The organism is Caenispirillum bisanense (assembly GCF_039523075.1).
Classification (GTDB): Bacteria; Pseudomonadota; Alphaproteobacteria; order Rhodospirillales; family Rhodospirillaceae; genus Caenispirillum; species Caenispirillum bisanense.
The window spans coordinates 19,071-29,875 of the sequence record NZ_BAAAEP010000020.1 but is presented as its reverse complement, the minus strand read 5'-3'; the positions used below and the strand labels follow the sequence as shown (position 1 = coordinate 29,875).

The window sequence follows — 10,805 nt, the reverse complement described above, 5'->3', positions numbered from 1 at the left end:
CGCCCCTAAGCCTCCACGACGGCGGGGGCGGGGAACCGCTCGCGCCAGTGGCGGGCGATATCGAGGCGGCGGGTGATCCATACCCGGTCGTGGGACTGCACGTGGTCGAGGAACCGCCGCAGCCCGGCCAGCCGCCCCGGCCGCCCGGCAAGGCGGCAGTGCAGGCCGACGGACATCATCTTCGGCCGCTCCGCCCCTTCCTCGTACAGCACGTCGAAAGCATCGCGCAGGTAGGTATAGAAGTCCTCGCCGGTGCCGAGCCCGTGCAGGGTGGCGAACTTCATGTCGTTGTTGTCGAGCGTGTAGGGCACGATGAGCTGCGGCGTGCCGGCCACCATCTCCCAATAGGGCAGGTCGTCGGCGTAGCTGTCGGCGTCGTAGAGGAAGCCGCCGTACTCCGCCACCAGCCGACGGGTGTTGGGGCCGACGCGGCCGGTGTACCAGCCGAGCGGGCGGGAGCCGGTGACGCGGGTGTGGATCTCGACGGCGCGGCGGATGTGCTCGCGCTCCACTTCCTCGGGCACGGTCTGGTAGTCGATCCAGCGCAGGCCGTGGCTGGCGATCTCGTGGCCGGCCTCCACCATGGCGGCGGCGGCGTCGGGGTGGCGGTCCAGGGCCATGGCGACGGCGTAGACGGTGATGGGGATGCCGTGGCGCTCGAACAGCCGCATCAGCCGCCAGAAGCCGGCGCGGCTGCCGTATTCGTACATGCTTTCCACCTGCATGTTGCGCTGGCCGACCAGCGGCGGCAGGCCCGGCACTTCCTGCAGGTAGGCTTCGGCGGCGGGGTCGCCGTGCAGGATGCAGGCCTCGCCGCCTTCCTCGTAGTTGAGCACGATCTGCAGCGCCACGCGGGCATCGCCGGGCCAGCCGGCGTGCGGCACGTCGCGGCCGTAGCCGATCAGGTCGCGGGGGTAGGGCGGCAGGGCGGCGGCGGGAGGGGTCATCGCGCGGCTCCTTGGGCGGCGGCGGGAGAGGACAGCCAGCGGCCGAGCAGGGCCCGTTCCTCCGGCTGCATGTCGGTGACGTTGCCGAGCGGCATGGCCTCGCCGGTGACCGCCTGCTCGATCACCGGGCCGGACCACTGGCGCAGGTCGGCCAGGGTTTCCAGGCGGATGCCCTTCGGCGCCTCGTCGAAGCCGTCGAAGCTGGGGGCGGCGGCGTGGCAGGCGGTGCAACGCTGCTCGACGATGCGCAGCACCACCGGGCCGAGGGTGTCGGCGGCGTCCGCGTCCGCCCCCGCCCCACCGGCGGCGACGGCCGGCGTCGGGGCAAGGGAGCGACTGGCCGCCGTCGCCACCATCACCGCCACCATGGCGGCGGCGGCGGCCGGCGGCATCCAGCCGCGCATGCGGCCGCCGTGGCGCAGCACGAAGGCATGGCGCACCAGCGCGCCCACCGCCCCCACCCCCAGCAGCACCGCCCAGGAATAGGGGTGGCCATAGAGCGCCGGGTAGTGGTTGGAGATCATCAGGAACAGCACCGGCAGCGTGAAATAGGTGTTGTGGACGCTGCGCTGCTTGCCCTTGAGGCCGAGCACCGGGTCGGGCGTCTCGCCCCGGCGCATGGCGTCCACCATGCGGCGCTGGTTGGGGATGATGACGAAGAACACGTTGCCGACCATGATGGTGCCGAGCGTCGCGCCGACGTGCAGGAATGCGGCGCGGCCGGCCAGCACCTGCGTCAGTCCCCAGGTCAGCAGGGTGACGAACACCACCACCCCCACCGCCAGCCAGCGGTCGTCGCGTCCGAGCGGGCTGCGGCACATCAGGTCATAGACGATCCAGCCGCCGGCCAGGGCGCCGAGCCCCACCGCCACCGCCCCCGCATGACCGAGGCCGCTGCCCGGCGGCAGCATGATCGCCGGCCCGGACAGGTAATAGACGATGGCCAGCAGCGCCATGCCCGACATCCAGGTGGAATAGGCCTCCCACTTGAACCAGTGCAGGTGCGCCGGCAGGTCGGGCGGCGCCACCTTGTACTTCTTCGCGTGGTAGAACCCGCCGCCGTGGACCATCCAGATCTCGCCGTGCAGCCGCTTGCGGTCGGGGTCGTCGGCGGTGGGCTCCAGGCTGTTGTCCTGCCAGACGAAGTAGAACGACGATCCGATCCAGGCGATGCCGACGATCAGGTGTATCCAGCGGCCGATCAGGTTCAGCCAGTCGAGCAGGGCGAGGTCCATGGTGGGGCGTCAGCTTCCGCGATAGGTGGAGAGCGACCACGGCGACAGCAGCAGCGGGACGTGGTAGTGGGCTTCCGGGTTGGCGATGCCGAAGCGCAGCGGCACGCGGTCCAGGAAGGGCGGCGCCGTGGTGGCATGGCCGCTGCGGGCGAAGTAGACGCCGCACTCGAACACCCATTCATAGGTGCCGGCCAGCAGGTCGGGCCCGGCCAGGGCAGGGGCGTCGAGCCGGCCGTCGTCGTTGGTGACGAAGCGGCCGAGCAGGGTGCGGTCCTCCCCCTCCAGCCGGTAGAGCGCCAGCGGCAGGCCGGCGGCGGGGCAGCCGGCGGCGGTGTCCAGCACATGGGTGGTCAGGCGGCCGGTGGGCGCGTGCTGCACCAGCCCGAGCAGCCGCAGCCAGGCGATCTTCCCCACCTCCGCCAGCGCCCGCGCCAGTTCGTCCTGGCGGGAGTTGCCGATGCGGCTTTCGAAGCCGGCCAGGATGCGCGCCTTGTCGGCACCGCGCACGGCCATGATGAAGGGGAAGCCGAAGCGCATGCCATAGGCGGTGTTGAGGTCGGTGAAACGGTCCATCTCCTCCGCCGTCAGGCTGTCGAGCCCGGCCGAGGCCTGTTCGGAGGTGGAGGCGGCGGTCAGTTCGCCGGCCAGGGCGGCGCGGCCGGCCAGGTCGGGGTGGGCGCGCAGCAGGGCCAGCTGTTCGTCCTCGCCGGCCGCTTCCACCGCGCCCATCATCATCTCGTGCATTTCGCCGACGCTGGCGAAGGGGCGGGCGCGGGCGACCCGTTCCGCCACCCACGGCGAATGCTCGAACACACCGCCGAAGGTGGCGACGAAGGTGGCTTCGTCCTGCGCCGCCACGGCGTCGAGGGTCAGTTTCTCCATCAGGACGTCTCTCCCGTTTTCAGAAGGTCGGCCGCCACCGCAATGGCGATCTCCGCCGGACGCTTGCCGCCGATGCCGGGCAGGCCGACCGGGCAGGCCACCGCCGCCACCCGGTCCGGCGGCAGCCCCGCCGCCAGCAGACGCTTGCGGAAGCGGGCCCATTTGGTGGCCGAGCCGATGAGGCCGAGCGGCCCCAGGTCGTCGCGCCGCAGCAGGGCGGCGAGGATCTCGAAATCGCGGTCGTGGCTGTGGGTCATGACCAGGGCGCGGGCGCCGGCCGGCAGGGTCGCCGCCTCCGCCGCCGGGTCGTCGGTGCGGCGGATGACGGCGCGGGCGGCGGGCGGGAAGACGTCGGGGCGTTCGTCCACCCAGATCACCCGCACGGCTGTCCCCTCCAGCACCCGCACCAGCGCCGCCGCCACATGGCCGGCGCCGAACAGGGCGACGGTGACGGCGGGGGCGGCGAAGGGCTCGAACAGCAGGGTGGCGCCGCCGCCGCAGCACTGGTTGCGGTCGGCGCCGAGCAGCACCTTCTCCACCACCGGCGCCGTGGCGCCTTCGGCCAGCAGGCGGCGGGCGGTGGCCTGGGCCTCGCTTTCCAGTTCGCCGCCGCCGATGGAGCCGCAGAAGGCATCCGCCGTCACCACCATCTTGGCGCCGGCCTCGCGCGGGGTGGAGCCGACGGTTTCAATGACGGTCACCAGCACATGCGGCTCCGCCCGGCCGTCCAGGTCGGTGAGCGCGAGGCGCCAGTCATCGGGGAGGGGCGGGGTGGTCATGGCTGCCTCGCCGCCTCCACCGCCATCAGGATGCGTTCGGGCGTCGCCGGGGCGGGCAGGTCGGGCACGCGGCCGGGCGGGGCGAGGCTCACCACCGCATCGCGCAGGGCCAGCCAGACGCTGATCGCCAGCATGAACGGCGGCTCGCCTACCGCCTTGGAGCGGAAGATGCTCGCTTCCTCGTTGGGCGCGTCGGCCAGCAGCTCCACCCGGAAGTCGGGCGGCACGTCGCGGGCGGTGGGGATCTTGTAGGTGCTGGGGGCGTGGGTGCGCAGGCGGCCGTCGCCGTCCCACACCAGCTCCTCCATGGTCAGCCAGCCGAGCCCCTGGATGAAGGCGCCCTCGATCTGTCCCTTGTCGATGGCCGGGTTCAGCGAGGCGCCGACGTCGTGCAGGATGTCGGTGCGCAGCGGCTGCCACTCGCCGGTGAGGGTGTCGACGGCCACCTCGCTCACCGCCACGCCGTGGGCGAAGTAGAAGAACGGGCGGCCGGTGTTGGTGGTGCGGTCGAAGTGGATCTTGGGTGTGCGGTAGAAGCCGGTGGACGACAGCGACACCCGCCCGACATGGCAGGCCTCCGCCAGTTCGGCGAAGCTGAGCACCCGGTTGCCGGCCCGCACCCGGCCGTCGGCGAAGATCACCTCGTCCGCCGTGGTGCCGAACAGGGTGGCGGCATGCTCGGCCATGCGGGCGCGGATGGTCTCCGCCGCCGCCTTGGCCGCCATGCCGTTGAGGTCGGTGCCCGACGAGGCGGCGGTGGGGGAGGTGTTGGGCACCTTGCCGGTGGTGGTGGCGGTCGGCTTGATGCGGGCGAGATCGACGCCGAACACTTCCGCCACCACCTGCGCCACCTTCACGAACAGGCCCTGGCCCATTTCCGTGCCGCCGTGGTTCAGGCTGATGGAGCCGTCCGTATACACATGGACGAGGGCGCCGGCCTGGTTCATCTCCGGCTTGTTGAACGACACCCCGAACTTCACCGGCGACAGGGCAAGGCCGCGCCGCACCACCGGGTTGGCGGCGTTGGCGGCGTCGATCTCCGCCCGGCGGCGGGCGTAGTCGCTGGAGGTCAGCACCGCCTCCACCATGGCCGGCAGGCGGAAATGCTCGACGGTCTGGTGGTAGGGGGTGAGGTCGCGGCCGCCGGGGCCGTAGAAGTTGCGCCGCCGCACCTCCAGCGGATCGAGCGCCAGGGCGCGGGCGATGTGGTCCATCATCGCTTCCGCCGCCATCATCCCTTGCGGCCCGCCGAAGCCGCGGAAGGCGGTGTTGGACTGGGTGTTGGTCTTGCAGTAGAGGCCGGTGAGGCGGACGTGGGGATAGAAATAGGCGTTGTCGGCATGGCTGAGCGCCCGGCTCACCACGCCCGGCGACAGGTCGACGGACCAGCCGCAATCGGCCGCCAGCCGCATGTCCACCGCCAGCACCCGCCCGTCGGCATCGACGCCCACGTCCCACTGCAGCAGGAAGGGGTGGCGCTTGCCGGTCACTTCCATGTCGGTGTCGCGGTCGAGGCGCAGCTTGCACGGCCGGCCGGTGACGCGGGCGGCGACGGCGGCGATGCCGGCGACGATGGTGGCCTGGCTTTCCTTGCCGCCGAAGCCGCCGCCCATGCGGCGCACCTCCACCGTCACCGCGTTCATGTCGACGGCCAGCAGGCGGGCGACCATGTGCTGCACCTCGGTCGGGTGCTGGGTGCCGGAGTGGACCAGCATGTCGCGGTCCTCCTGCGGGATGGCCAGCGCCGCCTGGGTCTCCAGATAGAAATGATCCTGACCGCCGACCATCACCTCGCCGCGCAGGCGGTGGGGGGCGGCGTCCAGGTGGGGGGCGGGGTCGCCGCGCCGGAACACGGTGGCGGGCAGCAGCACATGGTCGCGCGCCGCCGCCGCGCGCACATCAAGCACCGCCGGCAGCGGCTCCGCCGTCAGCGTCACCAGGGCGGCGGCGCGGCGGGCGGTCTCCAGATCGCGGGCGGCGACGGCGGCGACCGGGTGGCCGACGTACTCCACCACGCCGTCGGCCAGCAGCGGCTCGCCGGGGATGATGGCGCCGATGTCGTTGCGGCCCGGAATGTCGGCGGCGGTGATCACCGCCTCCACCCCCGGCAGCGCCAGGGCGGCGGCGGCATCCAGGCCGGTCAGGCGGGCGTGCGGCCAGCGGCTGGTGACCAGGGCGAGGTGCAGGCAGCCGCGCGGCTCCGGCATGTCGTCGATGTAGCGTGCCTCGCCGGTGGTGTGCTTGAGGGCGCTGTCGTGGGCGACGGGGGCATGGACGCCGCCGCGCCGGGCGGCGGGCCGGGAGGTGTCGACGGTCATGGCGCCTCCAGCAGGAAGCGGTCGAGCAGGTTGGCGGCGACCCGCCGGCGATAGTCGGCGCTGCCGCGGAAATCGCTGAGCGGATTGATGTCGTCGGCCACCGCCCGGCGGGCGGCGGCGATGGCCTCCGGCCCCCAGGGCGCGCCGGTGAGTGCGGCCTCCGCCCCCCGTGCCCGCAGCGGCCGCGCCGCCACCCCGCCGTAGGCGAGGCGGGCGGCGGCGACGCGCCCGTGCTCCACCCGCACGGCGAAGGCGGCCGACAGGGTGGAGATGTCCTGGTCCACCCGCTTGGCGATCTTGTAGCAGGCGAGGCGGGTGCCGGCGGCGGGGCGCGGGATGCGGATGGCGGTGATGAGATCGTCGGCGGCCAGCACGGTGGTGCGGTAGCCGGTGACGAACTCCTCCGCCACCACGCTGCGGCGGCCGCGCCGGCTGGTCAGTTCGATCTCCGCCCCCAGCGCCAGCAGCGGCGGCAGGGTATCGCCGATGGGGGAGGCGGTGCCGAGGTTGCCGCCGAGCGTGCCCATGTTGCGCACCTGGGCGGCGCCGATGCGGCGGATCAGATCGGCGAAGGCGGGCGCCACCTCGGCCACGGCCGGCAGCGCCTCGGCATAGGTCAGCCCGGCGCCGAGCACCACGGCCTCGGCCTGCCGCTCCAGCCGCCGCAGTTCCGCCACCCGGCCGAGGAACAGGATGTCGCCCGGCACCTCCAGCCGCTTGGTGATGCGCAGGCCCTGGTCGGTGCCGCCGGCCCACACCCAGGCGTCGGGATGCTCGGCCCGCAGGGCGAGCGCCTCGTCCAGCGTCCGCGGCGCCAGGAAGCGGCCCTGGCCGGCGCGGTAGGCGAGCGGGTCGGCGCTGTCGGCGTCCAGCCGGGCGGCAAGGCTTGCGTCCTGGTCTGCGGCAGCCACCTGTACCTGGGGCAGGCTGCGCGCCGCCTCGACGATGGGGCGATAGCCGGTGCAGCGGCACAGGTTGCCGGCGATGGCGTCCAGGATGGCGGTGTCGTCGCGCTCCGGCCGCTGCGCCAGCGCCGCCAGCGCCATGGCGAAGCCGGGGGAGCAATAGCCGCATTGGGTGGCATGAGCGTCCGCCAGGGCGGTCTGCGCCGGGTGCGGGGTGCCGTCGGCGGCGGCCAGTCCCTCGGCGGTGACGACGGCGCGGCCGTCCACCTGCGGCAGCAGCACCAGGCAGGCATTGACCGCCCGCCAGTCGAGCCCGTCGCCGCGCGGGGTGCCGAGGAGGACGGTGCAGGCGCCGCAATCGCCCTCGGCGCAGCCTTCCTTGGTGGCGGTGAGGCCTTGCGCCCGCAGCCACTGCAGCAGGGTGTGGTGCGGCGGCACGTCGGCCACGGCCAGCGGGCGGCCGTTGAGGGCGAAGCGCAGGGTGTCTCTCATCCGGCCTCCCGCGGCGGTGGTCGGCCTCTGCGGGCCGTGGTCGCCATTATTGCAGACATTGGACGGAAAAATCGTCGACAATTTTTATCCTGATGGTTAAAAATCGTGCATGGCTCGCAAATGAGCAAGAGATGAGCATGACCCGGTGGGAGGCCGGGCATGCCCACCCGGGCGCCAACGCACGCGCCGCCGCTTCGCCTTCTGGGAGATCCCCCGTCATGACCTTCATGCTGTTGCGCAAGACGCTCGCCGCCGCCGGCGTTGCCGCCCTCGCCCTGGCCGCGGCCGGTGCCGCCCAGGCCAAGGATCTGGTGCCGGTCAAGTTCACGCTCGACTGGAAGTTCGAAGGCCCCGCCGCCGGCTTCCTGCTGGCGAAGGAGCGCGGCTATTTCGAGGCCGAGGGGCTGAACGTCACCATCGACTCGGGCAACGGCAGCTCGGGCGCCGTCACCCGCGTGGCGTCGGGCGCCTACGACATCGCCATGGCCGACATCAACTCGATGATCGAGTTCAACGCCAGCAACCCCGGCCAGGCCATGAAGGCCATGTTCGTCATCTACAACGCGCCGCCGTTCGCCCTGTTCACCCTGAAGAAGAGCGGCATCGACAGCCCGGAGAAGATGGTCGGCCGCAAGCTCGGCGCCCCGGTGTTCGACGCCCCGCGCAAGCTGTTCCCGGCCTTCGCCCAGGCCGCCGGCATCGACAAGGAGCAGGTCACCTGGGAAAGCATGGACCCGCCGCTGCGCGAACCCATGCTGCTGCGCGGTGACGTCGACGGCATTTCCGGCTTCTACTTCACCAGCCTGCTCAACCTGCGCGGACTGGGCGTGAAGGCCGAAGACCTGAACATCTGGACCTACCGCGACCAGGGCCTGGATTTCTACGGCAACGGCCTGATCGCCTCGCCCAAGCTGATGGCGGAGAACCCGCAGGCCATCACCGGCTTCCTGCGCGCGGTGGTGAAGGGCTGGCGCGACGTCATCGCCGACCCCGAGGCCGGCATCGCCGCCGTCAAGGCCGCCGACCCGCTGATCGACCCGGCGCTGGAGATGGACCGCCTGCGCATGGCCATCGACAACAACGTGCTGACCGACGAGGTCAAGGCCAACGGCATGGGCGGCATCGACGAAGCGCGCATGGAAAAGGCCATCGAGCAGGTGACCTACGCCTTCGGCATCGCCGCCAAGCCGGCCGTCGCCGACGTGTTCACCGCCGAGTTCCTGCCGCCGCAGGCCGAGCGCATGCTGCAGTGACCGCCGCCGGCCGCCGCCTCTGCCCGTGCCGAACAGGCGGGCGGCAGCGGCGGCCGGTGCCTGCCCCTCCGGCCCGAGGATGAGCCCCATGTCCGCCGGCTTCGTCGAACTGGACCGGGTGCGCCTGCGCTATCGCGACGGCGACGACCTGGCCCTCGAACAGACCACCATGTCCATCCGCGAGGGCGAATTCGTCGCCGTCGTCGGCCCGAGCGGCTGCGGCAAGTCGTCGCTCATGAAGCTGGTCACCGGCCTGATGCCGCCGACCGAAGGCAACATCATCGTCGACGGGCACGAGGTGACGGGCCCCATCTCCATCGTCGGCATGGCGTTCCAGGCGAGCACCCTGCTGCCGTGGCGGACGACGCTGGAAAACGTCATGCTGCCGCTGGAGATCGTCCAGCCCCACCGCAGCCGCCTGCGCCGCCACCGGGCGGAATACGAAGCCCGCGCCCGCGCCCTGCTGGCCGAGGTCGGCCTGACCGGGTTCGAGGACAAGCACCCGTGGGAACTGTCCGGCGGCATGCAGCAGCGCGCCAACCTGTGCCGGGCGCTGATCCACGAGCCGCGCCTGCTGATGCTGGACGAGCCGTTCGGCGCCCTGGATGCGTTCACCCGGGAAGAGCTGTGGGACACCCTGCAGGCGCTGTGGATGGAGCACCGCTTCACCGTCATCCTGGTCACCCACGACCTGCGCGAGGCGGCGTATCTGGCCGACACCATCTACGTCATGAGCAAGCGGCCGGGGCGCATCCTGGTGCGGCGGGAGAACGACATCGCCCGCCCGCGCACCCAGGACACCAGTTTCACGCCGCCGTTCGTGGAGCTTGTCCACGAGCTGCGCGACCAGATCCGCACCGTGAGGGCCACCTGATGGATACCGCCGCCCGCACCCCCGCCGCCGATCCCGCTCCCGCCCCCGCCCCGGCCAATGAGGTCGCCGCCGCGCCGCCGCCGCCGGTACGCCGGCCGAAGCCGCTGCTGCACCGGGTCGCCCGCCATCGCGGCACCCAGAAGGCGGCACCCTGGCTCACCACCATCGGCCTGTTCCTGCTGTGGGAAGCGGCCGTGCGCGGCTTCGCCATCCCCGAATACGTGCTGCCGGCGCCGTCGGTCAGCCTGGCGGCGGTGTGGGAGTTCCGCGACGCCATCTGGATGCACGCGGTGCAGACGCTCTACACCACCCTGGTCGGCTTCGCCATGGCGGTGGCCTTCGGCGTGGTGCTGGGGGCGCTGGTGGGGTCGTCGAAGACGGTCTACGACGCCCTCAACCCGCTGCTCATCGGCTTCAACAGCGTGCCCAAGGTGGCGGTGGTGCCGATCCTGGTCATGTGGTTCGGCATCGGCACCGTGCCGGCCATCCTGACCGCCTTCCTGATCTCCTTCTTCCCCATCGTCGTCAACGTGGCAACCGGCCTCGCCACCCTGGAGCCGGAGCTGCGCGACGTGCTGCGCTCGCTCGGCGCCACCCGCCGCGACATCCTGCTGAAGGTCGGCTTCCCGCGGGCGCTGCCCTACTTCTTTGCCTCGCTGAAGATCGCCATCACGCTCGCCTTCGTCGGCTCGGTGCTGTCGGAGACGGTGGCGTCGAACAAGGGCGTCGGCTACCTGATGATGGCCGCCAGCTCCAAGTTCAACATGCCGCTGGTGTTCGCCGGCCTGCTGGTGATCGCCGTCATGGGCATCGTCATGTACGAGGTGTTCAACCGCATCGAGCGGCGCAGCACCAAGTGGGCCATGCGCGGCGGCCACAACGGCTGAGGCGGTGGCGGCCCTTGCCGTCGCCCGCCGCTCCGTCGCAGACTGGAGGCCACCCGCGACCGCCGCCGACGGAGCCGCCGTGACCGCACTGCCGCCGCCCCTCCACCGCCAGGCCGTCAGCCGCGAGGCCGCGCCGGCCGCCGCCGTGGCCGAGCTGCGGGCGCAGCTGGCGGCGGTGGCCGACCCGGCCCTGGTGGCGGTGTTCGTCCCCTCGCGCCTGGACCGCGCCGCCC

9 protein-coding genes are annotated in these 10,805 nt (G+C 72.2%); 3 read left to right on the top strand and 6 right to left on the bottom strand.

Going from position 1 to position 10,805, the window contains the following annotated elements:
• Positions 1-5: 5 nt before the first annotated feature.
• The 6 genes from puuE to xdhA are packed head-to-tail and all read right to left on the bottom strand — an operon-like array spanning position 6 to position 7,558.
• Positions 6-947 carry an allantoinase PuuE gene (gene puuE / locus ABD056_RS10785; protein WP_343866573.1) on the bottom strand — a complete coding sequence of 314 codons (942 nt, stop codon included), beginning with the start codon at positions 945-947 and terminating at the stop codon, positions 6-8.
• A complete protein-coding gene (locus ABD056_RS10780; protein ID WP_343866572.1) occupies positions 944-2,182 on the bottom strand; it encodes a urate hydroxylase PuuD in 1,239 nt (412 codons plus the stop codon). The genes puuE and ABD056_RS10780 overlap by 4 nt, the downstream gene beginning before the upstream one ends.
• Before the next feature lie 9 nt (positions 2,183-2,191).
• Positions 2,192-3,064, bottom strand: a complete 873-nt coding sequence (gene uraD / locus ABD056_RS22915) for a 2-oxo-4-hydroxy-4-carboxy-5-ureidoimidazoline decarboxylase (RefSeq protein ID WP_425545030.1) — start codon at positions 3,062-3,064, stop codon at positions 2,192-2,194.
• Positions 3,064-3,843: a xanthine dehydrogenase accessory protein XdhC gene (gene xdhC / locus ABD056_RS10765; protein WP_343866571.1), complete on the bottom strand. Its 780-nt coding sequence runs from the start codon at positions 3,841-3,843 to the stop codon at positions 3,064-3,066. The genes uraD and xdhC overlap by 1 nt, the downstream gene beginning before the upstream one ends.
• Entirely contained in the window at positions 3,840-6,161 is a 2,322-nt protein-coding gene (gene xdhB / locus ABD056_RS10760) for a xanthine dehydrogenase molybdopterin binding subunit (RefSeq protein WP_343866570.1), read from the bottom strand. The genes xdhC and xdhB overlap by 4 nt, the downstream gene beginning before the upstream one ends.
• Positions 6,158-7,558, bottom strand: coding sequence for a xanthine dehydrogenase small subunit (xdhA, locus tag ABD056_RS10755; protein WP_343866569.1), 1,401 nt, complete (start codon positions 7,556-7,558; stop codon positions 6,158-6,160). Before xdhA ends, xdhB begins: the two co-directional genes overlap by 4 nt.
• Positions 7,559-7,776: 218 nt before the next feature.
• Here xdhA and ABD056_RS10750 point away from each other — a divergent pair, with 218 nt between their 5' ends.
• The 3 genes from ABD056_RS10750 to ABD056_RS10740 all read left to right on the top strand — a co-directional run bounded on the left by ABD056_RS10750 (position 7,777) and on the right by ABD056_RS10740 (position 10,572).
• Complete coding sequence (locus ABD056_RS10750; RefSeq protein ID WP_343866568.1) at positions 7,777-8,811, top strand: ABC transporter substrate-binding protein; 1,035 nt, start codon at positions 7,777-7,779, stop codon at positions 8,809-8,811.
• Positions 8,812-8,899: 88 nt separating this feature from the next.
• Positions 8,900-9,685, top strand: a complete 786-nt coding sequence (locus tag ABD056_RS10745) for an ABC transporter ATP-binding protein (protein ID WP_343866567.1) — start codon at positions 8,900-8,902, stop codon at positions 9,683-9,685.
• Complete coding sequence (locus tag ABD056_RS10740; protein ID WP_343866566.1) at positions 9,685-10,572, top strand: ABC transporter permease; 888 nt, start codon at positions 9,685-9,687, stop codon at positions 10,570-10,572. Before ABD056_RS10745 ends, ABD056_RS10740 begins: the two co-directional genes overlap by 1 nt.
• The last annotated feature ends 233 nt before the right edge of the window (positions 10,573-10,805 follow it).

Coding starts and splice junctions, on each gene's coding strand:
- puuE (WP_343866573.1), bottom strand. CDS start 947: ATGACCCCTCCCGCCGCCGCCCTGCCGCCCTACCCCCGCGACCTGATC.
- ABD056_RS10780 (WP_343866572.1), bottom strand. CDS start 2,182: ATGGACCTCGCCCTGCTCGACTGGCTGAACCTGATCGGCCGCTGGATA.
- uraD (WP_425545030.1), bottom strand. CDS start 3,064: ATGGAGAAACTGACCCTCGACGCCGTGGCGGCGCAGGACGAAGCCACC.
- xdhC (WP_343866571.1), bottom strand. CDS start 3,843: ATGACCACCCCGCCCCTCCCCGATGACTGGCGCCTCGCGCTCACCGAC.
- xdhB (WP_343866570.1), bottom strand. CDS start 6,161: ATGACCGTCGACACCTCCCGGCCCGCCGCCCGGCGCGGCGGCGTCCAT.
- xdhA (WP_343866569.1), bottom strand. CDS start 7,558: ATGAGAGACACCCTGCGCTTCGCCCTCAACGGCCGCCCGCTGGCCGTG.
- ABD056_RS10750 (WP_343866568.1), top strand. CDS start 7,777: ATGACCTTCATGCTGTTGCGCAAGACGCTCGCCGCCGCCGGCGTTGCC.
- ABD056_RS10745 (WP_343866567.1), top strand. CDS start 8,900: ATGTCCGCCGGCTTCGTCGAACTGGACCGGGTGCGCCTGCGCTATCGC.
- ABD056_RS10740 (WP_343866566.1), top strand. CDS start 9,685: ATGGATACCGCCGCCCGCACCCCCGCCGCCGATCCCGCTCCCGCCCCC.